This is a genomic window from Roseovarius sp., assembly GCF_040219995.1.
In the GTDB taxonomy this organism is placed as follows: Bacteria; Pseudomonadota; Alphaproteobacteria; order Rhodobacterales; family Rhodobacteraceae; genus Roseovarius.
Genome location: NZ_JAVJUC010000013.1, coordinates 38,266 through 60,842, shown reverse-complemented (window position 1 = coordinate 60,842; position 22,577 = coordinate 38,266). Strand labels below are relative to the sequence as shown.

Genomic DNA, 22,577 nt, shown 5'->3' with positions numbered 1-22,577 from the left:
TTATCCTCTTGCCCCGCGCGACTGTCCGATGGCCGATTGCATTGTCTTGACCACCATGAAGGCATCGCGCAGGTGATTGCGCTCCAAATCCGACAGATCGGACGGGTTCATGAAATTATCCGGGGTCTTGCCGCCCGCGATCTGCGCCGCCTGATGGCGCAGCCGCGTCTCGGCGATCAGGTCATAGGCATCGAGCAGATCATGCGCGCCGCTTTCCGAGATCACGCCGCCCGCGCGCGCGCCCTCGATCCGGTCGCGGGTGCCCGCCTCTTCCAAGGAACCCAGCAGCGCATAAATCCGCCCCAGATCGACCACCGGCACGACGCCGGAATGCTTGAGGTCGATGGTGTTCTTGTGCTCGCCCGAGCGGATCAGCGCAAACCCCCGCAAGAGGCCCAGCGGCACGGTATGCTTGAGCGCGTTCGAGATCATATGCGCCACGAAGATCGAATTTTTCCTGGCCTGCGCCAGCACCTCGGCCTGAAGGTTCTCAAAGAGCGCCGCCTCGCCCGCGATGGCGCGCAGGTCGAACATGACCGAGGCCAGCATCTGCGCCTCGTTGTCGGGCTGCGCGATCCAGCCCGCGAAATACTCGCGCCACACGCCACGCGGCTGCCGCCAGCGCGGATTGGTCGCCATCATGTCGCCGGGGCAGTAGAAGAACCCGCAGGTATCGAGCCCGTCGCTCACGAACTTGGCGAGATCGGCGAAATAGGCGTCATGCGCGTCGGGGTCGAAGGCATCATCGAGGATCAGGCAATTGTCCTGATCGCTGACCCCGGTCTGCTCGCGCCGCCCCTGAGAGCCGCAGGCGGCCCAGAGATAGGGCACCGGCGGCGGGCCCAACCGCGCCTCGGCCAGCCGCAGCAGCCGCCGGGTGATCGCATCGGTGATATCGGTGATCCGTCGGGTGATCGAGGCGGGCTTGACCCCCGCCTGCACCAGTTGCGCCAATAGGCCCGGCACACGCTCCATCACATGCGCCATGTCATCGGGCGTTTCGGCATGGGTGATATCGGCGACCATGTGGCTCGCCGTGGCGGCCTGTTGGCGGAAGAGGTCGGTCTTGCCGATCATCCCCACCACGCGGCCACCCTGCGCCACCGGCAGGTGATTGACCTTCAACTCTGACAGCAGCATCAGCGCGTCGAGGCCCAGACGGTTCGGCGCGATCGTCACCGGGTCGGGCGTCATCACCTGGGCCACCTTGATCTGCCCGTCCAGCCCCTCGGCCAGCACCTTGTTGGTCAGGTCATGGGCGGTGATGATGCCGGTCAACTGCCCGCTTTCCATCACCACGACCGAAGAAATCACGTGATCGCGCATCAGCCGCGCGACATCGGTGATCGTCGCCTCCGGCCCGCAGGTGACGGGATGTTTCGCCATCAGGTCCGAGACCTGAAGCGCGGTGAGGCCGGTCGCATAGGGGCCGGTGTCGGCAGGATCGGTGGGCCGCGCGCGGGCGAACCAGCGGGCGATGTCGTCGCATTCCTCCATCAGCGCCAGGAACTCCGACCCGGGGATGAGGATGAGGCGCGCAGACTCTGACGCGCGGGCGGTCAGTTGCGCGGTGCCATCGCGAAGCAAGCCGCGTTCGCCCATGATATCGCCGGGGCCGCGATGCGACACCAGGTCATTAGCCCCGGTCTGAATGTCGAACGCGCCCGAAACGATCACGTAAAGCCCCTTGAGCGGCGCGCCCTTGGCAAAGAGCGTCTCGCCCTGCGCCAGATCCACGGTCGTCAGACCGGGGGCAAGCCGCGCGCGCATCGCATCGGTCAGCGCGTCAAAGGGCGGCTGCGCGCAGAGCGTGTCGATCAGGGCGGGGTCGGTCTCGGGCATCGCCGGGCCTTTCTTGGGGTGTTCGGGATCAATAACCTAAAAGCGCCCTGCGTGGCCGTAAATATCGGCGGGCGAAAGAGACAGGGGCGGCATTGTGCGCCGCCCCTGCCCGGTTTGCTTAGTGATCGGCCGCAGCCGCCGCCGCACCCTTGGGCACGCGGACGCTTTCGACCAAGTCCTCGATCTCTTGCGGGATCGGGGCCGTCATCTTCGACACGGTGAAGGCCACCGCGAAGTTGATCATCGCACCCACAGCCCCGAAGGAGGTCGACTTGATCGTGCCAAGCAGCGGATCGGCGTCGGTGAAGCTGTTGGTGTCAGGGATGAACAGCCAGCCCTTGTGCAGGAAGATGTAGATCAGCGTCACCGCGAGACCCGAGATCATGCCCGCCACGGCGCCCTTGTTGTTCACCTTGGTAAAGATGCCCATCATCAGCGCCGGGAAGATCGAAGCCGCCGCCAGACCAAAGGCCAGCGCCACGGTTTGCGCGGCAAAGCCCGGAGGGTTGAGACCCAGATAGGTGGCCACCACGATCGCCGCCGCCATCGCGACACGTGCCGACAGCAACTCGCCCTTTTCCGAGATCCGCGGATTGAGCTGACCCTTGATCAGGTCGTGGCTCACCGCCGAGGAGATCGCGAGCAGAAGACCGGCAGCGGTCGACAGCGCGGCAGCAAGACCACCGGCAGCGACCAGACCGATCACCCAGCCCGGAAGGTTGGCGATCTCGGGGTTGGCCAGAACAAGGATGTCGCGGTTGAAGTTGGTCAGCTCGTTGCCTTCCCAGCCATTCGCGGCCGCCTTTTCCTGCATCTCGGCATTGGCGTCGTTGTAGTACTGGATACGCCCGTCGCCGTTCTTGTCTTCCCAGCCCAGAAGACCGGTTTTCTGCCAGGTGGCCATCCAGTCATACTTGGGGTCGGTTTCGATATCCTCGACGGAAACCGCCTGCGCATCGGTGCCGTTGGGCCACATCAGCTCGGTGATGTTGAGCCGTGCCATTGCACCCACAGCCGGGGCCGTGAGGTAAAGCAGCGCGATGAACACGAGCGCCCAGCCCGCCGACCAGCGCGCATCGGCCACGCGGGGAACGGTGAAGAAGCGCATGATGACGTGCGGCAGACCGGCGGTGCCGATCATCAGCGACAGCGTGAACAGCACCATGTTGAACGTATCGCCATGATGGGCGGTATATTCGTTGAAGCCCAGTTCCCGCACGATCTGGTCAAGCTTGGCAAGAAGCGGCTCGCCGCTCGCGACGTGATCGCCGAAAAGACCCAGTGCGGGGATCGGGTTGCCCGTCAGTTGCAGCGAGATGAAGATCGCCGGAATGGTGTAGGCCATGATCAACACGACATATTGCGCCACCTGCGTGTAGGTCACGCCCTTCATGCCGCCGAACACCGCGTAGGCAAAGACCACACAGGCCCCGATCAGCAGACCGGCGGTGTTGGAGATCTCCAGAAAGCGGCCAAAGGCCACGCCGACGCCGGTCATCTGACCGATCACATAGGTCAGCGACGCAACGATCAGACAGACCACCGCCACCATGCGTGCGGTCGGGCTATAGAACCGGTCGCCGATGAACTCGGAGACGGTGAACTTGCCGAACTTGCGCAGGTAGGGTGCCAGCAGCAGCGCCAGCAGCACGTAACCACCGGTCCAGCCCATCAGGAAGGTCGAGTTGTCATAGCCGGTAAAGGCGATGAGGCCCGCCATCGAGATGAACGAGGCAGCCGACATCCAGTCGGCGGCGGTCGCCATGCCGTTGGTCACGGGGTGAACCCCCCGGCCCGCCGCGTAGAATTCAGAGGTCGATCCGGCGCGTGCCCAGATCGCGATGCCGATGTAGAGCGCGAAGGATGCGCCCACGAACAGCAGGTTGAGTGTAAACTGATCCATTGTCCCCGGCTCCCTTATTCTTCACCGACGCCGTGTTCGGCATCGAGTTTGTTCATCCGCCAGGCGTAGAAGAAGATCAGCGCCAGAAAGACCAGGATCGAGCCTTGCTGTGCGAACCAGAACCCAAGGTCGGTGCCGCCCACGGCGATCCCCGACAACATGGGGCGCAACAGAATGCCGAACCCGAACGAGACCAGAGCCCAGATCACCAGGCTCCAGAGAATGATGCGCACATTGGTTTTCCAATATGCCTTTGCGGCTTCCTTATCGGACAAAGCGTGTCCTCCCTTTTGTCAAAGGTTTCCTCCTGCCCGGGCCGGGACCATCCCGGCGCGGGCCTTCCCTTACGCGGTCGCCTGCTTGACGATCGTGTTCAGCTCTTGCGCCACGGTGCCGATCTCGGCCATGGCATCGACGCGGACCAGCACGCCCCGCGCGTCGTAATAGTCGATCAGCGGCGCGGTCTGCGCGTGATAGGCGCGCAGGCGGCTCTCCACCGTTTCGGCATTGTCATCGGCGCGGCGGGTCATTTCGGTGCCGCCGCACTTGTCGCAGACACCCTCCACGGCAGGGGCCTTGAACGTGTCGTGATAGCCCTCGCCGCAGCCCGCGCAGGTGAACCGCCCGGAAATCCGTGTCACCATCGCGGCGTCGTCCACCTCGAGGCTGATCGCCGCCCGAATGCCCGCGCCCAGATCGGCCATCAGCCCATCCAGCGCCTCGGCCTGCACCGTGGTGCGCGGAAAGCCGTCGAGAATGACGCCTTGCGCGCAGTCCGGCTCCGCCAGCCGGTCACGCAGGATCGCGATGACGATCTCGTCGGACACCAGATCGCCCGCCTCCATCACCGCCTTGGCCTGTTGGCCCGCCTCGGTGCCCGCCGTGACGGCGGCGCGCAGCAGGTCGCCGGTCGAGAGTTGCACAAGCCCGAATGCGTCTTCCAGCATCCGCGCCTGCGTGCCCTTGCCCGCCCCCGGCGGCCCGAGCAGGACCAGATTGGCGGCGGTTTGCGCTGTCTTGGTTCCGTCCATTGTCACAGCCCCCCTCATGCGCCGGCGCGGTTGGTGATGAGATCATCCACCACCGAGGGATCGGCCAGTGTCGAGGTGTCGCCAAGGCTGTCGAAATCGTTCTCGGCGATCTTGCGCAGGATACGGCGCATGATCTTGCCCGAGCGTGTCTTGGGCAGGCCCGGCGCCCATTGGATGACATCCGGCTTGGCGATCGGGCCGATCTCCTGACGCACCCAGTTGGCAAGCTGCGTGCGCAGCTCGTCCGTGGCCTCGATCCCGTCCATCAGGGTGACATAGCAATAGATGCCCTGCCCCTTGATATCATGCGGATAACCGACCACGGCAGCCTCGCTGACGGTCGAATGCGCAACCAGCGCGGATTCGACTTCGGCAGTGCCCATGCGGTGGCCCGAGACGTTGATCACGTCATCGACCCGCCCGGTGATCCAGTAATCGCCATCCGCGTCGCGGCGGCAGCCGTCGCCCGAGAAATAGTAGCCCTTGAACATCTCGAAATAGGTCGAGACGAACCGCTTGTGATCGCCCCAGACGGTGCGCATCTGACCGGGCCAGCTGTCCTTGATCGCCAGCACGCCCTCGGTTGCGCCCTCCAACTCGTTGCCCTGATCGTCGAGCACCACAGGCTCGACCCCAAAGAACGGCTTGGTCGCCGAGCCGGGCTTGGGGTTGGGTGTCACGCCGGGCAGCGGGGTGATCAGGATACCGCCGGTTTCCGTCTGCCACCACGTGTCCACGATGGGGCAACGGCCCTTGCCCACGTTCTCGTTATACCAGTTCCAGGCCTCAGGGTTGATCGGCTCACCGACCGACCCCAGCAGGCGCAGGCTGCTGAGGTCCGACCCCTCAACCGGCGCGGTGCCCTTGCCCATCAGCGCGCGGATGGCGGTGGGGGCGGTGTAGAACTGCGTGACCTTGTGGCGCTCGCAGACCTGCCAGAACCGGCCCGCATCGGGGTAGGTCGGCACGCCCTCGAACATCACGGTTGTCGCGCCATTGGCCAGCGGCCCGTAGACGATATAGCTGTGCCCGGTGACCCAGCCCACATCGGCGGTGCACCAGTAGATATCGCCCTCGTGATAATCGAAAATATACTCATGCGTCATCGACGCATAGGTCAGATAGCCGCCGGTTGTATGCACCACACCCTTGGGCATGCCGGTGGAGCCGGAGGTGTAGAGAATGAACAGCGGGTCTTCGGCGTTCATTTCCTCAGGGGCGCACTCGGCACTGACCTTCTCGGCCTCTTCATGCCACCAGAAATCAAGGCCCGCGCGCCACGCCACCTGATCGCCGGTGCGCTGCACCACGAGGCATTTCACATCATCCGTGTCATGCAGCAGCGCCTGATTGACGTTGTCCTTGAGCTTGGTCTTGCGCCCGCCGCGCGGCGCGTGATCGGCGGTGATGACAACCTTGGCGTCACACCCATTGATCCGCGCGCCCAGCGAATCGGGCGAAAAGCCTGCGAAAACGATGGAGTGAATGGCACCGATCCGGGCACAGGCCAGCATCGCATAGGCGGCCTCGGGGATCATCGGCAGGTAGATCACCACGCGGTCGCCCTTCTCGACACCCAGAGACTTGAGGACATTGGCCATCTTGCCGACCTGCGCGTGCAACTCAGCATAGGTGATATGCAGCGCCTCGTCGGTCGGCTCGTCCGGTTCCCAGATGATCGCGGTCTGATCGCCGCGTGTCGCCAGATGCCGGTCGACGCAATTGGCCGCAACGTTCAGCGTGCCATCCTCGAACCACTTGATCGACACGTCGTCATAGGCGAACGAGGTGTTCTTTACCTTGGTGTAGGGCTTGATCCAATCGAGCCGCTTGCCGTGCTCGCCCCAGAACCCCTGCGGATCCTGAATTGACTGCGCGTACATGCGGGCATACTCATCCGCGTCGATGTGATGACCGCGCGCACTCGCACCTGCAGCATTAATGACATCATCCATGGCTATAATTCCTCCATCCCTGACACCATATGACAGCCGGTCATGCGGTGTTGTGCTCCATGGAATACTATACCCAGAAATGCGTAAAAAATTAACAGTTCAGCCATAAACATGACAAATTGTGTGAAAATCTCTAACTTTTTCTCTGAATTTTTTGTAAATTCCTTTACTATTTGACTTTCCCTGAGGTTTTTCGCACCCGGCGTCGCAATTTATGCGCGTGACGTCCGTTGCGCTGCCGCATTACGGCAACAAAAGCCCGCCACCCGCGCGACTGCGGCACTCTGCCGCAAGGCGTTGAAGTGACGTGGCGTCACAACGCCAACCAACGATTCGCGCCGCAGGGCACCGGGCAGAGGATTGGGCTTGCACCCGCCGCGAGACACGCCATCTTTGGCACAAAGGAGACCCGCGATGCCCTATGCCCATTCCGACAGCTCCGAAGCGGTCCTTGCCCACCCCGCGCCGGACGTGAAAACCAGGCAAAAGCTGGAAGGCGGCAAACGCTTTACCATGGCGACCACGTTCGAACCCGCAGGCGACCAGCCCACCGCCATCGCGGAGCTGAGCGAGGGCGTGCGCGAGGGCGAGCGCGATCAGGTGCTCTTGGGCGCGACCGGCACCGGCAAGACCTTCACCATGGCCAAGATCATCGAGGAGACCCAGCGCCCCGCGATCATCCTCGCCCCCAACAAGACGCTGGCGGCCCAGCTCTACGGCGAGTTCAAGGGATTTTTCCCCGACAATGCGGTGGAATACTTCGTCAGCTACTACGACTATTACCAGCCCGAGGCCTATGTGCCGCGCTCGGACACCTATATCGAGAAGGAATCCCAGATCAACGAACAGATCGACCGGATGCGCCACTCGGCCACCCGCGCCCTTCTGGAACGCGACGACGTGATCATCGTGGCCTCGGTGTCGTGCATCTACGGCATCGGTTCGGTCGAGACCTACGGCGCGATGACGCAAGACCTGAAAACCGGCGAGAGCTATGACCAGCGCAAGATCATGGCCGATCTGGTGGCGCAGCAATACAAGCGCAACGATCAGGCCTTCCAGCGCGGCAGCTTTCGGGTACGCGGCGACAGCCTCGAAATCTTTCCCGCCCACCTCGAGGATCGCGCCTGGCGGCTCAGCTTCTTTGGCGAGGAGTTGGAGAGCATCACCGAATTCGACCCGCTCACCGGCGAAAAGACCGACACGTTCGACCAGATCCGCGTCTACGCCAACAGCCACTACGTGACCCCCAAGCCGACGATGCAGCAGGCCATCATCGGCATCAAGAAAGAGCTGCGCACCCGCCTCGACCAGCTGGTCGGCGACGGTAAGCTCCTGGAGGCGCAGCGGCTGGAACAGCGCACCCAGTTCGATCTGGAGATGCTGGAGGCCACCGGGGTGTGCAACGGCATCGAGAACTATTCACGCTACCTCACCGGCCGCGCCCCCGGCGAGCCGCCCCCCACCCTCTTTGAATTCATCCCGGACAGCGCCATCGTCTTCGCCGACGAGAGCCACGTCTCGGTCCCGCAGATCGGCGGCATGTATAAAGGCGACTACCGGCGCAAGTTCACCCTGGCCGAACACGGCTTTCGCCTGCCCTCCTGCATGGACAACCGCCCCCTCAAGTTCGAGGAATGGGACGCGATGCGCCCGCAATCGGTCTTCGTCTCCGCCACCCCCGCCAAATGGGAGATCGAGCAGACCGGCGGCGTCTTTACCGAACAGGTGATCCGCCCCACCGGGCTCTTGGATCCGCAGGTCGAGATCCGCCCCGTCGAGACACAGGTCGATGACCTGCTCGACGAGGTGCGCCGGGTCAGCGAGGCAGGCTATCGCACGCTCTGCACCACGCTGACCAAGCGCATGGCCGAGGACCTGACCGAATACCTGCACGAACAGGGCATCCGCGTGCGCTACATGCATTCCGACATCGACACGATCGAGCGCATCGAGATCCTGCGCGACCTGCGCCTTGGCGCCTTCGACGTGCTCATTGGCATCAACCTCCTGCGCGAGGGGCTGGATATCCCCGAATGCGGGCTGGTGGCCATTCTGGACGCCGACAAGGAGGGCTTTCTGCGCTCGGAAACCTCGCTCATTCAGACCATCGGCCGCGCCGCGCGCAACGCCGACGGGCGCGTAATCATGTATGCCGACCGCATCACCGGCTCGATGCAGCGCGCGATGGACGAAACCGACCGCCGCCGCGCCAAGCAGATCGCCTATAACGAGGAACACGGCATCACCCCCGCCACGATCCGCAAGAATGTCGATGACATCCTGCAGGGGCTCTACAAGGGCGACGTGGACATGAACCGCGTCACCGCCAAGGTCGACAAGCCGATGGCCGGGGCCAACCTGCAAGCGGTGCTGGAAGGGCTGCGCACCGACATGCGCAAGGCCGCCGAGAATTTGGAATTCGAAGAGGCCGCCCGCCTGCGCGACGAGGTCAAGCGGCTGGAAGCGGTGGATCTGGCCGTGGCGGACGATCCTCTGGCGCGGCAGCAGGCCGTTGAGAAGGCAAGCGACGCCGCCGTCGGCTCGCGCGGGCGGTCAACGGCGGGGAGGCCGGGGCAGCGCGGGGGGAATGTGAAGCGGCGGGGGCGGTGAGTCATGGATAGCTTCGAAGGACTTATAAGACTTCTTCTAGAACAAGACGGTTATTGGACCCGACAATCCCACAAGGTGAATTTATCCAAAGAAGAGAAAGTTCAAATTGGTAAACCAAGTATTCCTAGGCCAGAGATAGACGTTATTGGCTATAAGCAATCCTCGAACTCGATCATTGCAATGGAAGTCAAGTCTTACCTGGATTCGCCCGGAGTGCCTTGCTCATCACTTCAAGAAACCCACTTAATTCCAACAGGGAAATACAAACTGTTTACGTGTGAAAATTACAGAAGAATTGTTTTTTCAAGACTTAAGATTGATTTAATCGAAAGAGGATTGGCTGATCAACGTACTGAGATCAAACTCGGACTAGCTGCCGGACGAGTGATGAAAGACCGCCAAATAGCCTTGGAACAAATCTGCAGTGACAAAGGATGGGTCGTTTGGACCCCTAGAACTATTGCCAAGAAAACTAGGGCATTATCGAAGTTGGGTTATGAAAACGACTCTTATGTTGTTACCGCCAAACTCCTTGCACGTAATAAGGAATAAGGTGCTCTCGGGCAGATGCCGCCCCGCCATGTCCTGCGTCGTCGCGATTCTGGCTGGCATCGCTACTCACCCCTTAACCTCCCCTTAACCAACCGTCCCGCATCCTCACGTCATGCAAAACCGCAACTCTCCCCTCACGCCCGAGGTCTGGCTGCATGACCTCTTCACCTCGAAGGCTGTCCAACAAGGCACCGTGATCCGGCGCAAGGCGCGTGACATTGAGCGCTTCGCGGGGATGGACCTGTTCCTGCGTGAAATCCACCGGCGCGGCTATCAGGCGATTGAAAACTCCAGCCAGATCATCATCTTCTGCAACCGCGCGCCGGTGCGCTGGCTCACGCCGCCCCCGATTTCTTCAAAAGAAATCGGACCGAAATCTTTTCAAGATTTCGGCGCACGGCAGTCCCAGTAAACCTCACGCCAGCCGTCGCCTGCGCCCGAGCCGCGCGGCCCCCCACGCGCCAAGGAACGCGCCCAGACCATCGGCCAGCAGATCCGCCCATTCGGCGCTGCGCCCCGTGAAAGGCTGCACGATCTCGATCATGCCGCCATAGGCCAGAACAACAAGCGCCACCGCGCGCCAATGCCGGGGATAGGCAAAGGCCAGCGGCGCGGCCAGCGCGCCAAAGGCCAGAAAATGCGCCAGCTTGTCCAAACCGGGAACACCTCCCTGGACTGACGACGGGGTCAGGGTCAGCACGGCGATGATCAGGGCAAGGGCAAGCGTCAGGTACCGGGTCATGCCAGCGCCATACGCCGACCATCCGCCCCGATCAAGCGATGATCAGAAGTCGAACAGATCTTCGAGGAAGCCACCCCGCTTCTTGCGCGGTTTGCCGCCGGAATAGCCACGATCATCACCGCGCGGCGGCGGGGTCGCCTCCGACGCCGACCGGTCGATGATCTTGTCAAGCTCGCCCCGGTCCAGCCAGACCCCCCTGCATTGCGGGCAATAGTCGATTTCCACCCCGGCACGTTCGGCGATCACAAGCGCGGTTCCATCGATCGGGCATTGCATGGGCGGTCTCCTGTCGGCTGTTGAATCCTCGGGGTTCAGGTGGGGTCGCGCGCGCGCCACCGCAAGGGCGCGCGCGATCTGCCGCAGCTCAGCGGATCACATGCACCGCGCAGGTCGCATGACGCACCACCTTGGCCGCGGTGGAGCCCAGCAGCAGGTCCTGCATGCCCGGACGATGGCTCGCGATCACGATGCAATCGGGCCCCTGCGCCTCGGCCCAGTCGAGAATGGTGCGCCCCGAATGCCCCTCGACCACGAAGGAGTCGGCCTTGGGCAGGGCAGCGGCCATCGCCGACAGCTCCGCCTCGATCGCCTTGCGCGCCTCGGACTGGTAGCCCGACGGCAGGTAGGAAATGGCATAGCTCGGCACCTGCTCGATCACATGCAGCAGGCTGATCTTGCCGCTGTCACCCGCGAGCAGCTTTGCCGCCGCGAGGGCCCCTGCCCCGTCGCGCTCGTTGTCGAATGAAACCGGAACCAGAACATGCTTATACATCGGATTTCCTTTCGCGTTGTCGATGGGCCATAGTCGCGCAGACCGCGCCCGCGCGCCTTGATCCAGATCACCACGCATGCAACACTCACAGCAACCCCGTGCGGCTCAGTCGATCCATTCCCCGTCCCAGCCCTCGGGGCGCCAGCCGGGATCGTCCAGCCAGACACTGGCCGGAAGGCGGTGATCCGCATCGCCATGCACGGCAAGGCGGCGGGCCTCGGTCAACTGCCTGATTTCCCCGGTCAGGACATCGTTGTCGATCCAGAACTTCACCAGCATCACGAACCGGTCGGGCGCGTCCGGATCGCGCGGCGACGTCGCCGCAGCGGGCGGAATCGACGGTCCGCTCGGGGCCGAGTTCAGGTGCCTCACCTCGGCAGATGCCTCGATATGGGGCGCGTCACACGGGCTCCAACGCCCGATATTCACATATTTCGTGCCATAGGTTTTCTTGTTCAACTGCTCCACGGTGATCTCGCGGCGAAGCACCGAGGGCGGTCCGGCTTTAGCCTTGGGCTTGAACGGCCATCCCGCCGCCTCGAAGAGATCCACCGTGTGGGAGACCATCGCCTGCATCTCGTTCCAGGTCATCGTTTCCATCGGATAGATCAGATAGGAGTCGACGATCACGGGCCCTTCGAATGAGATTTGCATTTGCCGCCCCGCAGGCAGGGTCAACGGACAGCCCGGTGCGTCATAGGTCAGCACCAACTCCGACGGATCCTCAGGATAACGCTCGGAGGCGCGCGCCACAGGAAGCAACAGGCTGCTGTCTGGCGCGTCCGAGCGACGCGCCTGCGACCACATAAGCGAGGAGTCATTCCGCGCCAGCATGTCTGGCAATGGCTCAAGAATCCGCAATTTGGCGTGCAAGGGCAGGCGCGTGTCGGGGGTGGTATCGGCCATGAAAACTCTCCAGATCAACAGGGCAGCCGCACAGACGGCTATGGAAATCAGAACACCTCCGCGCCGGGTCATGGCAGCCCCTCTATCGTCATCATGCGGTCCATCAGTCTGCCGTAATACTTCACACGATCCCGAGCCTTCGCGATATCCAGATCCCCGAGCGGCACAAGATCGTGACGGGTGCAATCATAGGACACCGGAATGCTGGTCTGATCGCCCGGCACCCAGCTTTCCGCCGTCGCGAGGTCCTCGAACGTCTCCTTGTGCCGCTCGTAAACCGGCTGCACCACGTCCACCTGTTCGTGCTCAGCGAGCAGATCTGCCCCGGCCCGCAGGTTGCCCGCGTCGATCTCTCCCAGCGCAGTCATTATATTTCGATCGACATCAATTTCACCGTTTTCCACGCACTCCTTCAGCTTTTCATAGCCGCAGGTCTGCATGAACTTGTTAGGGGGGTAGACGCTTTCGAAAATGGTGAGGTTGGCATCTCAAAGAGCATCTCTATAAAACGCTCGTGCATCTGTCGCGCCGACAATCTTAACATGAAAATACTCACCACCCGTGACCTGCACACAACTCAAGATAGCGCCGCGCCGGCCCCAGGGCAACGCGAATGTGGGCCGCGGCAGGGCGGTAGAACCACAGGCTGCGGCGATGATGCCCGCCCTGCGCACCCGTTGGGCGCACGCCCCGCCGCCCCACACAAGGGCACTGTTTCCTCACGTAATAGTTAGGTTCAATTACAATCGAATTATGCGACGCTCCGCCTCGGGTGACCTTTGCGTCCAATGACCGACATGGAGAATGAACATTATGAAACGCCAGCTTTTCGCCGCCGCCGCGACCTTTGCCGCCAGCCTCACGATCGCCCCGCTCGCGCATGCGGCCTGTGCCGTCGACGTGACCGACCCGTTCGAGCTTGACGCCGCCGCGATCGACGAAATCTACACCTGCCTCAAGGATGAGATGGCCGAGAAATACGCCAAGGAAGGCAACGAGGTGGCCGCCGCCTATCGCGACTGGACCGTGACCTCGACCCGCCCCGCCGTTGCGGGCGCGCATGGCAATCGCCTGTTGCAGACCTTCGCCAATGACACCGCTGCCGAGCAATACCTGAAATTCGCCGAAGAGGGCGTGGACATGCCCGCAGGCTCGGTCCTCGCCAAGGAAAGCATCTCGATCAGCGCCAAGCAGAAAGAGGCCCGCACCGGCCCGCTCTTCATCATGACCAAGGGCGAAGAGGGCAGCGCCCCCGACACCGCCAACTGGGTCTATGCGGGCGTGCAGCCCAACGGCAAGCCGATGAAATTCAAGCAGAGCTTCTGCCACGACTGCCACGTCTCCTGGGAGGCGCAGGACATGCTCGCCTACCCGCTCGAAGAGGTCCGCGTCTCGAACTGAGGCATTCCACTCACGGCAACCGCCCGGTCCCCTGCGAGGGGGGCCGGGTTTTTCTTTGCAAATCCCGGATAGCTGCGCCATTAAACCAAAATGACACCACAGTTGCGCGCGCTTTTCGTTCACCTTCTGACAGCCACCGGCGCGGTTTTCGCGATGCTTGCCATGCTCGCCGCGATCGACCGCGAGTGGGAGCTGATGTTCCTGTGGCTGGTCGTGGCCTTTGCCGTTGACGGCATCGACGGGCCGCTGGCGCGCAAATATCACGTGCAAAAATACGCCCCCGAATTCGATGGCGTGCTGCTCGACCTGATCATCGACTACCTGACCTATGTCTTCATTCCCGCCTTCGCGCTCTTCAGTTCAGATCTGCTGCCGGGCTGGACGGGGTGGGTGGCGATCATCGTGATCACCTATGCCAGCGCGATGTATTTCGCCGACACGCGGATGAAGACCACGGACAACTCTTTTCAGGGCTTTCCCGGCTGCTGGAACATGATGGTGATCGTGATGTTCGCGATCAAACCGCCGTTCTGGATTATCCTCGCGCTTGTGGTGATCCTGTCGGTCGCGATTTTCCTGCCGCTCAAGTTCGTGCACCCGGTGCGCACGCAGCGCTGGCGCTGGCTGACCCTGCCGATGGCGCTGGCCTGGACGTTCTTCGCGGGCTGGGCCGCCTGGGTGCATTTCGACCCGCAAAGCTGGGCGCATTGGGGGCTGGTCGTCACCAGCGTCTACCTGGTCTTTGCAGGCATCATTCAGCAACTCATCCCCGAGACCGGGGCCACCAGAGACGACTAACGCCGCAGCGGATCATCGCGACGGCCCCGATTTGCTGGCAGGTTCGGCTTACTCGCCGGTATCCGCCGGGCTCGCGTTGAGCAGCCCGTAGCGTTCGGCACCCAGATCGTCGAAGAGGTCGATCTGCGTCTCAAGAAAGTCGATATGGCCTTCCTCGTCGGCGATCAGCGCCTCGAAAAGGTTCTTCGAGACATAGTCGCTCACGCTGTCGCAATGGTCGCGCGCCTCGATATAGAGGGTGCGCGCGTCATGCTCTGCTGCGAGGTCCGACTCGAGCGTTTCGCGCAGGGTCTGACCGATGCGCAGCGGGTCGAGTTTCTGCAGGTTCGGATGCCCGCCGAGAAAGATGATCCGCTCGATCAGCTTGTCGGCGTGGTGCATCTCCTCGATGCTTTCCTCGCGCGACTTGGCGGCGATGCGGCCATAGCCCCAGTCCTCCTGCAGGCGGTAATGCAGCCAGTACTGGCTGACGGCGGTCAGTTCACTCCTGAGCGCCTGATTGAGATAGTCGATTACCTTGGCGTCGCCCTTCATATGCGTCTCCCTGTGTGGTGGCGCGGCGAAGTCCGCGCAATTGCATAGGTATACCAAGGCTATCTGCCTTGCGCATGGTGTCAACAAAGAGCGGCAGACACCCGCCGCAATCGGCGCGCTTGCCCAGCGCGCGGTAAATCTTGCCGGGGGTAATCAGCGTGTCGGGGTCCGACGCGCGCATCCAGTCCATGGCGCGGTGAATGTCACCATCGGTGATGGCCATGCAGTGACAGATCATCATCGGGGGGTGCTCCTGTGCCTCAATGTCGTGTCGTGTTTGCCGGGTCAGGAAACCCCTGCTTGCGCTGGTGCAATACAGCACGATGCAGGGTCAGGCCAAGCCGATGCGCGGCATCGGCCAGCGGCATGATGCCGCGCGGTGCGACCAGCAGGCTCGCCAGCATCAGCGCCTCTTCCCGCTCGCCCAGCGCCGCCTCTTCGACGAACCGGGCAAAGGCCGCCTCGTCCAGCCCCACGCATTGGCACTGCGGCGCGTGGCAACGCAGCGGGCGGCGGATATGCGGGCCCAGCACATCGGTCAGGTCCTGCAACGCCTCGAAACTGGCGCAGGCCGTCGCCTCGGACATATGCGCGCGCAGCAGGCCAAGGGCTGCCGCGGCACCGCCGCGGTTCCAGTGGCGCAGACAGGCGATGACCATGCCGGGCAGGCCTGTCATGTCGTCCATCTGCGCCACCGGCGCGTCGGGAGTGATGGTGCGGGCGTGCTTCATTTCGTGAGGATCAGCTTGCCCGCGCGGGTGATGCGCAGCGTGTAGACCTGCCCATCCAGGACGATGAGCGCGGTATTGGCCCCCTCGGTCAGGGCGCGGGCGTCGTGACAGGCGGCCTCGGCCACCAGATCGGGTTCGGTTCTGGTTTGCGCGCGGATCATGCCCCCGCCCTCGCACGTTCGGTCATCGGATTTGCCATGCCGGTTATTCCCTTTGGTTAATGTTACGCCGGGCTGGCCTCGGGTCTGGACTGGCTTGGCCTCTCAATTCTGATCATTCTTGTAGGGAATGTCAATTCTGATATTTTCAGTCAGAATTAAAAAGATAAATTCCCGCTGGCCTGATACAGGGTTCACGCGTTATCGTTTTCGTGTACCCCTCGGGGTTCGAGCAGCGATAACGGGCCGAATCCGCAGATGACGCTTCAAACGATCAAGCAGATGCCGCTCAGCCTTCCAGCGGCCCCCAAATCCGAAGTGCGCACGCAGTTCGGCGGGCTGTGCTATCGGATGCGGGACGGCGAGCCGGATATCTTGCTGGTGACCAGCCGCGGATCGGGGCGCTGGATCATTCCCAAGGGCTGGCCGATGCCGGGCCGCACCCCCACCGCGATGGTTCTGCAAGAAGCCTGGGAAGAGGCAGGCGTGCGCGGCACCGCGCATGGCATGGCCCTCGGCCTCTATTCCTACACCAAGGAGGTGGAGTCGGATCGCGGCCTGCCCTGCCTGGTGATGATCTATCCGGTGCTGGTCAAATCTCTGGCCAATGACTTCCCCGAGGCCGGACAGCGCCGCAGCAAGTGGATGCGCCGCAAGAAGGCCGCCAAGAAGGTGGAAGAGTCCGAACTGGCACATATCATCCGCAGCTTCGACCCCCGCAAGCTGGGGCTCTGAACCACGCCGAACAGGCTTGATCTTACCCCGGCGCGACGTAATTATGCGTGGATGATCAAACGGATCGGAACATGATTCACTTCACCCTCAAATGCGAGGCCGACCATCACTTTGACAGTTGGTTTCAATCGGCCGCGGCCTTCGACAAGCTGCTCGGCGCCGGCATGGTAAGCTGCGCCGTCTGCGGCTCGACCCATGTCGAAAAGGCACTGATGGCCCCGCGCCTGCAATCCGGCGGGTCCGCTCCGAGCACCCCCGCCGAACCAGATGTCACCCCGCGCGAGAAGGCATTGGCCGCGCTGCGCCAAAAGGTCGAGGACACCGCCGATTACGTCGGCGTGCACTTCGCCCGCGAGGCGCGCGACATGCATGACGGCCTCACGCCTGAGCGCAGCATCTACGGCGAGGCCAAACCCGAAGAGGCGCGCAAGCTGATCGAAGACGGCGTGCCGGTGGCCCCCCTGCCCTTCGTGCCGCGCCGCAAGTCGAACTGACCCAGAGGAGCCTGCCAGCATGCATATCGTCATCACAGGTGCCAATCGCGGCATCGGCCATGCCATGGCAGACCGCTACCGCGCCGCCGGGCATCAGGTCACCGGCACCGCGCGCGTGCCCGTGGACGATCTGCTGGCCCTCGACGTGACCGACCCGGTGTCCTGCGCGACCCTCGCCGAACATCTGGCCGACAGCCCGGTCGATCTGCTGATCTGCAACGCGGGCATCTATCCCGACAAGGGCCAGCCGCTCGATACCGGCTATCCAGCCGCGATGTGGGCCGAGGCCTTCGCCACCAACGTCACCGGCGTGTTCCTCAGCATCCAGAGCCTGCTGCCCAACCTGCGCGCCGCGCAGGGTGCCAAGATCGCCATCATCTCCAGCCAGATGGCCAGCCACACCCGCGCGCCCGGCGGCAGCTATATCTACCGCGCCTCCAAGGCCGCGGCCCTCAATCTCGGGCGCAACCTCGCCACCGATCTGGCCCCCGAGGGGATCGCCATGGGCATCTATCACCCCGGCTGGGTGCGTACCGACATGGGCGGCGACGCGGCCGAGATTTCGGTGGATCAGGCGGCTGACGGGCTGCTTGAGCGCTTCGCCGCGCTCGACATGGCGACGACAGGCTGTTTCCAGACATGGGACGGGCACGACCACGCCTATTGACCGCGAGGCTTGCCCGTCTGCCGCCTTTACAATTCTATTTCGCCATCCGGCGCGGGCGCGTCCTGCAATTCCTGCGGGGTCTTGCGGCGGATGATGATATCGCCGTTGGGCAGCACTTCGGGCGCGTGATAGGCGCTCAGATCGCCCACCTGATCCATCAGATCACTCAGCGCCGGGCCCATCTCCTCGACGAACTGGCGCAGCGCCGGTTCCATCTCTTCGGCGCGGTCCTGAAACTCTTCCAGCGCCGGTCCCATCTCGCGGCGGATGCCTTCCCAGAACAGACGCGCCCCCTCTTCCATGAGCGAGCGCCCCTCCTCCTCGGTCTCCTGCGCGAGCGCGGGACCGGAAAGGGCAAGGGCGAGAACAAGGATCAGTGGCCGACATTTCATGAACTTCATATAACATCTCCCGGTGACGATTTTAAGATCACAACTCGATATCCAGTGTAAGCGGAAAATGATCCGACGCGGTCAGCAGCGCATCGCGCATCAGCGGCGTGCCCCAGCAGTCCGGGTCGTCGAACGGATGCCAGATACGCCAGACCGGACGCCGCGCCATCAGGTCTGGCGAAATCAGGATATAGTCCAGCAGCGCCTGCATATAGCGTTTCTGATCGCGCAGGTAGAACCGCGAGGTGCTATGCCCTGCCCCGATCCTCTGCGTCAGCGCCGCGCGCGCGTGCGGATCATAGAGGCTCAGCGCCGCGTCACTCCCCTCGCCCGCGATGATCTCGACCGAGGAGCGGCCGAAGAGATGCTCGTATTCATCGAGCCCCGGACCGTCGTTGAGATCGCCCATCACCATCAGCGCATCGCCCGCCGCCAGATGCGCCTCGACCCGCTGCCGCAGCCAGACCGCCTGCGCCAGTTGCTTGCGACGGTTGGCGATACCGATGCGCATCGCCTCGTCGCGGCTCTTGGCCCCGTGCGGCGCCTTGGATTTGAGATGGGTGCCAATGAGCCGCAACACGCGCCCCGACGCCATGCTCACCGCCACCTCCAGCGGCGGCTTGGAAAAGCTGACCCGGTCGGCACGGTCGTCGATATCGAGGTCGATCCGGAACTGCCCGTCAAAGCGCGGCACGTCATCCTCCTGCGGGTCGTGCGCGGCGCTCATCACGTCCGGATCATAAAGCAGCGCGATCTCCTGCTGCGTATCGTTGGCAAAACCGATCAGCGCCCGCCGCGCCCGCAGCCCGGCCCAGCCTGCAAACGTCTCCAGCGCCGTCACGGTGCTGCGCCGCCCGTTATGATCCGGGGCCTCGATCACCATCACCGCATCGGCATCGAGCGTCGAGAACACCACCCGCAGCGCGGCCAGCTGATCGGCCCGCGTCACGTCGTGGCGCGCCGACCACTCCCCGTCATCCAGCATCCGCCCGGCATCGTCAAAGAGCGCGTTGAACCATTCGACGTTATAGGTGGCGATCCGCATCAGCCCGCGCCTCGCTGATCTCTTCCCAGGCGCGATTGATATCCACGAGCCGCTTCTCAGCCAGCTTCACCGCCTCTTTCGGCACGCCGCGCGCCTGCATCCGGTCGGGATGGCAATCGCGCACCATCTGCCGCCAGACCTTGCGGATCTCGCTCAGCGGCATGTCCGCCGTCACCCCCAGAACCGACCACGGATCGGGATGCTCACCTTCGACAAAGCGCGACCGCAACCGGCGAAAGCGCGCCTCCTCCAGCCCGAAAATATCGGCCACGCGCGCAAGAAACGCATCTTCCTTGGGGTGATAGATCCCGTCGGCCAGCGCGATGTGAAACAGCCCCTCCAGCAGGTCGCTCAGCGTATCAGGGGCCTCCTGAAACATCCGCGCGATGCGGCGCGCATAATCCTCGTATCCCGCCACGTCCTGCCGCGCGAGATTGAAGACCCGCGCCGCATTGTCCTCTTCCTCCTGCGCGATCTGGAACACCTCGCGAAACGCCGTCACCTCGTCGCGCGTCACAAGGCCATCGGCCTTGGCCATCTTCGCCGAGAGCGCGATCACCGCAATGGTAAAGGCCACGCTGCGCTCGGGCGGGCTGCGCAGGCGGTCGAAAACAGCCGTCAGGCTCTCGCCATTGGCCAGCGCCTGCAACGCCTCGGATATGCGGGTCCAGATCGACATGGCCCGGAGCCTACCGCCAATCGCGCGGTCTGTCAGCGCAAACCGTCACAGCCGCTTGTGCAAAAGCACCAGATCCATCCAGCGCCCGAATTTTCGCCCCACCTCGGGCAGGTGGGCACCTTGGGTGAAACCGATGGCGCGGTGAAAGGCGATCGCCCCTGCGTTTTCGCTGCTCACTCCGGCGATCAGCACATGTATCCCTTGAGCTTGGGCCTGATCCCCCAGCCGCGCCATCAGCGCGCGGCCCACGCCCCGCCCGCGCGCATCGCCTGCGAGGATCACGCTATGCTCGGCGGTATGGGCGTAACCCGGCCCGGCGCGAAACGGGCCATATGTGGCAAAGCCGAGGAGTTGGCCCGCGGTCTCGGCCACCAAAAACGCACCACCCCGCGCCGCTATGTCATCCGCCAGCCCCTCCGCCGTCTTTTCCACCGTGGTGAAGGTCACGGCGGTGTCGCGAATGAGCGGGTTCCATATGTCGAGGATCGCGGGAGTATCCCCCACCTCCGCCCGGCGGATGATCATTCCAGCACCCTCACCCCATGCGGCGTGGAGATCTCGGCGCGCAGGCCCGGTGCGCCCGGCTCCAACACCACGCGCGGATCTCTCAGATCGCTCAACTCCGCGCGCAACGCGCCCGCCTCGGGATGCGCCACGACCAGCCGCTCCAGCCGCGCCCCCGAAGAGGCCAGCCGCGCCGACGGATGCCCGCCTGCCTGCCACTCGATCAGCGCCGGAAAGCGGTTGTCGAAGGGCAGCACGCCATCCCCCGGCACCGCCATCCGCCAGCGCAAATCGCCGCGCGCCAGATCAACCGCCGCGCCCGCTTGGCGATGACGCGCGATCGCGGCCTCCAGATCATCGACGGCACAGATCCAGTTCGACAGGCGCGGCGCACCATGGAACCGGTCCAGATCGAACCAGCGCGGCCACTCCGGCGCGGGTGCCTCGGGATCGACCGCGATCACCTCCAGATAAAGACCATCCGCCAGCCCCATCAGCAGGTTATGCGTGCCGAAATGCGCGTGCTGTCCGCCCGGCTGCAAGGCCAGCCCCAACGTCTCCTCGACCAAGGCGCGGCCTTCGCCCAGGTTTTCTGCCGCCACTGCCAGATGATCCAGCCGCATGCCCTGTCCTTCATCTTGCTGCAAATATCCCGGGGGAGTCGCGCGTCGGCGCGACGGGGGCAGCGCCCCCTAATCCACCACATCCACGGCGCGCGCGCCACCATATTGATAATAGGCGGCACAGGCCCCTTCGGAACTGACCATCAGCGCGCCCAACGGCATCTCCGGCGTGCAGCCGCGGCCGAATTGCGGGCAGGCCACCGGCTTGATCCGCCCGGTCATCACCGCCCCGCAGGCACAGCCCTCGGGTTCCGGCACATTGCGGCTTTCTGCGCCGTAACCCACGCCGAATTTCGCTTCCGCGTCATAGGCGGCATATTCGGCGCGGATGCGCAGCCCGCTCGCGTCGATCTCGCCCAAGCCCCGCCATTCGAACGAGGGGCGCGGCTCGTAGACCTCGGCGATGGCGGCGATGCTCACCGGGTTGCCATGCTCGGGCACCACGCGGGCATATTGGTTTTCCACCTCCGCCCGCCCGTCGCGAATCTGTTCCAGCACCATCAGCACCGATTGCAGCAGGTCGAGCGGCTCGAACCCCGCAACCACGATGGGCTTGCCATAGTCTTGGGCGATGAAATCATAGGGGTGGATGCCGATCACCATCGACACATGGCCGGGTCCGACAAAGCCGTCGAGCCGCATATAGGGATCGTCCAGCAACACCTTGATCGGCGGCGGCACGGTGATGTGGTTGCAAAAGACGGTGAAATTGCCAAGCCCCTCGGCCGCCGCCGCCTGTATCGACAGCGCGGTCGAGGGTGTCGTCGTCTCGAACCCCAGACCAAAGAACACCACCTCGCGCGCCGGGTTGCGACGCGCGATTTCCAACGCATCCAGCGGCGAATAGACCATGCGGATATCCGCGCCATCGGCCTTGGCCTGCAACAGGCTCTTGCGGCTGCCCGGCACCCGCATCGCATCGCCGAAGGTGGTAAAGATCACCTCCGGCCGCTCGGCCAGTTCGACGCATTCATCGACCCGCGCCATCGGCAGCACGCAGACCGGGCAGCCGGGACCGTGGATGAAATCCAGCCCCGCAGGCGTCAGCTTGTCCAGCCCGTAGCGAAAGATCGCATGGGTATGCCCGCCGCAGACCTCCATGATCCGCACCGGGTTTTCCGCCGTGGCACCAATTTCATCGGTCACGGCGGCAATCCGTTCCAGAACCGCGCGCGCGGCCTTGGGATCGCGGAATTCGTCAGCGTATTTCATCGCTGCCCCTCCAGTGCCGCATCCCCCGCCGCCATCGCCTCCAGCGCCTCCTGGGCCTCGCCCAGACCGCGCAGCGCCTCAAGCGTCTTGGCCGCCTCCTCCTCGTCGATCAGCGCCATGGCAAAGCCGACATGAATGAGCGCCCATTTGCCCAACAGCCCCTCGGCGGGGCCTTGTGCGATACAGGCCACGTTGACCTCGCGGCGCACGCCCGACACCTCGGCCATCGCCATCATCCGGGCGCTATCGGTTATCGCGACGATCTGGCCGGGAATACCCAGACACATG

The 22,577-nt window shown here is 63.6% G+C and carries 29 protein-coding genes; 8 read left to right on the top strand and 21 right to left on the bottom strand.

Features of this window, described 5'->3' with window-relative positions:
* From RID11_RS03765 to acs, 5 genes are all read right to left on the bottom strand, one after another.
* A complete protein-coding gene (locus RID11_RS03765) occupies positions 1 to 1,842 on the bottom strand; it encodes a DUF294 nucleotidyltransferase-like domain-containing protein (protein ID WP_350136098.1) in 1,842 nt (613 codons plus the stop codon).
* Between the two features lie 118 nt (positions 1,843 to 1,960).
* Entirely contained in the window at positions 1,961 to 3,745 is a 1,785-nt protein-coding gene (locus RID11_RS03760) for a sodium:solute symporter family protein (RefSeq protein ID WP_350136097.1), read from the bottom strand.
* 14 nt (positions 3,746 to 3,759) lie between these two features.
* On the bottom strand, positions 3,760 to 4,020 hold the full coding sequence (locus RID11_RS03755) for a DUF4212 domain-containing protein (RefSeq protein ID WP_050662583.1): 261 nt from the start codon (positions 4,018 to 4,020) through the stop codon (positions 3,760 to 3,762).
* Positions 4,021 to 4,089: 69 nt separating this feature from the next.
* On the bottom strand, positions 4,090 to 4,776 hold the full coding sequence (locus RID11_RS03750; protein ID WP_350136096.1) for an adenylate kinase: 687 nt from the start codon (positions 4,774 to 4,776) through the stop codon (positions 4,090 to 4,092).
* A 14-nt stretch (positions 4,777 to 4,790) separates the two neighbouring features.
* Positions 4,791 to 6,731, bottom strand: coding sequence for an acetate--CoA ligase (acs, locus tag RID11_RS03745; protein WP_350136095.1), 1,941 nt, complete (start codon positions 6,729 to 6,731; stop codon positions 4,791 to 4,793).
* A 414-nt stretch (positions 6,732 to 7,145) separates the two neighbouring features.
* Between acs and uvrB the strand changes: the two genes are divergently transcribed.
* From uvrB to RID11_RS03730, 3 genes are all read left to right on the top strand, one after another.
* Entirely contained in the window at positions 7,146 to 9,344 is a 2,199-nt protein-coding gene (gene uvrB / locus RID11_RS03740) for an excinuclease ABC subunit UvrB (RefSeq protein ID WP_350136094.1), read from the top strand.
* A 3-nt stretch (positions 9,345 to 9,347) separates the two neighbouring features.
* Positions 9,348 to 9,896 (top strand): hypothetical protein, encoded by a 549-nt coding sequence (locus tag RID11_RS03735; protein ID WP_350136093.1) that lies wholly within the window; start codon positions 9,348 to 9,350, stop codon positions 9,894 to 9,896.
* A 193-nt stretch (positions 9,897 to 10,089) separates the two neighbouring features.
* On the top strand, positions 10,090 to 10,308 hold the full coding sequence (locus RID11_RS03730; protein WP_350136092.1) for an aspartate aminotransferase: 219 nt from the start codon (positions 10,090 to 10,092) through the stop codon (positions 10,306 to 10,308).
* Between the two features lie 3 nt (positions 10,309 to 10,311).
* On the opposite strand, the gene RID11_RS03725 is transcribed toward RID11_RS03730, so the two are convergent.
* The 5 genes from RID11_RS03725 to RID11_RS03705 all read right to left on the bottom strand — a co-directional run bounded on the left by RID11_RS03725 (position 10,312) and on the right by RID11_RS03705 (position 12,789).
* Positions 10,312 to 10,638: a VanZ family protein gene (locus RID11_RS03725; protein ID WP_350136091.1), complete on the bottom strand. Its 327-nt coding sequence runs from the start codon at positions 10,636 to 10,638 to the stop codon at positions 10,312 to 10,314.
* Between the two features lie 42 nt (positions 10,639 to 10,680).
* Positions 10,681 to 10,914 (bottom strand): TFIIB-type zinc ribbon-containing protein, encoded by a 234-nt coding sequence (locus RID11_RS03720; RefSeq protein WP_350136090.1) that lies wholly within the window; start codon positions 10,912 to 10,914, stop codon positions 10,681 to 10,683.
* A gap of 88 nt (positions 10,915 to 11,002) precedes the next feature.
* Entirely contained in the window at positions 11,003 to 11,410 is a 408-nt protein-coding gene (locus RID11_RS03715) for a universal stress protein (RefSeq protein ID WP_350136089.1), read from the bottom strand.
* 105 nt (positions 11,411 to 11,515) lie between these two features.
* Positions 11,516 to 12,316 carry a hypothetical protein gene (locus RID11_RS03710; RefSeq protein WP_350136088.1) on the bottom strand — a complete coding sequence of 267 codons (801 nt, stop codon included), beginning with the start codon at positions 12,314 to 12,316 and terminating at the stop codon, positions 11,516 to 11,518.
* A 68-nt stretch (positions 12,317 to 12,384) separates the two neighbouring features.
* On the bottom strand, positions 12,385 to 12,789 hold the full coding sequence (locus RID11_RS03705; protein WP_502949335.1) for a DUF2515 family protein: 405 nt from the start codon (positions 12,787 to 12,789) through the stop codon (positions 12,385 to 12,387).
* Positions 12,790 to 13,129: 340 nt separating this feature from the next.
* Here RID11_RS03705 and RID11_RS03700 point away from each other — a divergent pair, with 340 nt between their 5' ends.
* Complete coding sequence (locus tag RID11_RS03700; RefSeq protein WP_350136086.1) at positions 13,130 to 13,717, top strand: cytochrome P460 family protein; 588 nt, start codon at positions 13,130 to 13,132, stop codon at positions 13,715 to 13,717.
* Between the two features lie 90 nt (positions 13,718 to 13,807).
* Positions 13,808 to 14,515, top strand: coding sequence for a CDP-alcohol phosphatidyltransferase family protein (locus tag RID11_RS03695; RefSeq protein ID WP_350136085.1), 708 nt, complete (start codon positions 13,808 to 13,810; stop codon positions 14,513 to 14,515).
* Between the two features lie 48 nt (positions 14,516 to 14,563).
* On the opposite strand, the gene bfr is transcribed toward RID11_RS03695, so the two are convergent.
* The 4 genes from bfr to RID11_RS03675 are packed head-to-tail and all read right to left on the bottom strand — an operon-like array spanning position 14,564 to position 15,941.
* Positions 14,564 to 15,049, bottom strand: coding sequence for a bacterioferritin (gene bfr / locus RID11_RS03690; RefSeq protein ID WP_350136084.1), 486 nt, complete (start codon positions 15,047 to 15,049; stop codon positions 14,564 to 14,566).
* The gene (locus RID11_RS03685; RefSeq protein ID WP_350136083.1) at positions 14,997 to 15,290 is read right to left on the bottom strand and encodes a (2Fe-2S)-binding protein; all 294 of its coding nucleotides are present in this window, start codon (positions 15,288 to 15,290) and stop codon (positions 14,997 to 14,999) included. Before RID11_RS03685 ends, bfr begins: the two co-directional genes overlap by 53 nt.
* A 19-nt stretch (positions 15,291 to 15,309) precedes the next feature.
* A complete protein-coding gene (locus RID11_RS03680) occupies positions 15,310 to 15,780 on the bottom strand; it encodes a hypothetical protein (protein ID WP_350136082.1) in 471 nt (156 codons plus the stop codon).
* Positions 15,777 to 15,941 carry a hemin uptake protein HemP gene (locus RID11_RS03675; protein ID WP_350136081.1) on the bottom strand — a complete coding sequence of 55 codons (165 nt, stop codon included), beginning with the start codon at positions 15,939 to 15,941 and terminating at the stop codon, positions 15,777 to 15,779. Before RID11_RS03675 ends, RID11_RS03680 begins: the two co-directional genes overlap by 4 nt.
* 255 nt (positions 15,942 to 16,196) lie before the next feature.
* Between RID11_RS03675 and RID11_RS03670 the strand changes: the two genes are divergently transcribed.
* The 3 genes from RID11_RS03670 to RID11_RS03660 all read left to right on the top strand — a co-directional run bounded on the left by RID11_RS03670 (position 16,197) and on the right by RID11_RS03660 (position 17,834).
* Entirely contained in the window at positions 16,197 to 16,673 is a 477-nt protein-coding gene (locus tag RID11_RS03670; protein WP_350136080.1) for an NUDIX hydrolase, read from the top strand.
* Positions 16,674 to 16,744: 71 nt separating this feature from the next.
* Positions 16,745 to 17,167 carry a DUF1178 family protein gene (locus RID11_RS03665; RefSeq protein WP_350136079.1) on the top strand — a complete coding sequence of 141 codons (423 nt, stop codon included), beginning with the start codon at positions 16,745 to 16,747 and terminating at the stop codon, positions 17,165 to 17,167.
* A 19-nt stretch (positions 17,168 to 17,186) separates the two neighbouring features.
* Positions 17,187 to 17,834 carry an SDR family NAD(P)-dependent oxidoreductase gene (locus tag RID11_RS03660; RefSeq protein ID WP_350136078.1) on the top strand — a complete coding sequence of 216 codons (648 nt, stop codon included), beginning with the start codon at positions 17,187 to 17,189 and terminating at the stop codon, positions 17,832 to 17,834.
* Positions 17,835 to 17,860: 26 nt separating this feature from the next.
* On the opposite strand, the gene RID11_RS03655 is transcribed toward RID11_RS03660, so the two are convergent.
* From RID11_RS03655 to hypC, 7 genes are all read right to left on the bottom strand, one after another.
* Positions 17,861 to 18,235 (bottom strand): hypothetical protein, encoded by a 375-nt coding sequence (locus RID11_RS03655; protein WP_350136077.1) that lies wholly within the window; start codon positions 18,233 to 18,235, stop codon positions 17,861 to 17,863.
* A 28-nt stretch (positions 18,236 to 18,263) separates the two neighbouring features.
* Positions 18,264 to 19,271: an endonuclease/exonuclease/phosphatase family protein gene (locus tag RID11_RS03650; RefSeq protein WP_350136076.1), complete on the bottom strand. Its 1,008-nt coding sequence runs from the start codon at positions 19,269 to 19,271 to the stop codon at positions 18,264 to 18,266.
* A complete protein-coding gene (locus tag RID11_RS03645) occupies positions 19,252 to 19,950 on the bottom strand; it encodes a TerB family tellurite resistance protein (protein WP_350136075.1) in 699 nt (232 codons plus the stop codon). The genes RID11_RS03650 and RID11_RS03645 overlap by 20 nt, the downstream gene beginning before the upstream one ends.
* A 45-nt stretch (positions 19,951 to 19,995) precedes the next feature.
* Positions 19,996 to 20,475 (bottom strand): GNAT family N-acetyltransferase, encoded by a 480-nt coding sequence (locus tag RID11_RS03640; protein WP_350136074.1) that lies wholly within the window; start codon positions 20,473 to 20,475, stop codon positions 19,996 to 19,998.
* Positions 20,472 to 21,077, bottom strand: a complete 606-nt coding sequence (locus tag RID11_RS03635; RefSeq protein WP_350136073.1) for a VOC family protein — start codon at positions 21,075 to 21,077, stop codon at positions 20,472 to 20,474. The genes RID11_RS03640 and RID11_RS03635 overlap by 4 nt, the downstream gene beginning before the upstream one ends.
* A gap of 69 nt (positions 21,078 to 21,146) precedes the next feature.
* Positions 21,147 to 22,289 (bottom strand): hydrogenase formation protein HypD, encoded by a 1,143-nt coding sequence (gene hypD, locus RID11_RS03630; protein WP_350136072.1) that lies wholly within the window; start codon positions 22,287 to 22,289, stop codon positions 21,147 to 21,149.
* Positions 22,286 to 22,576: a HypC/HybG/HupF family hydrogenase formation chaperone gene (gene hypC, locus RID11_RS03625; RefSeq protein WP_350136071.1), complete on the bottom strand. Its 291-nt coding sequence runs from the start codon at positions 22,574 to 22,576 to the stop codon at positions 22,286 to 22,288. Before hypC ends, hypD begins: the two co-directional genes overlap by 4 nt.
* Between the last annotated feature and the right edge of the window lies 1 nt (position 22,577).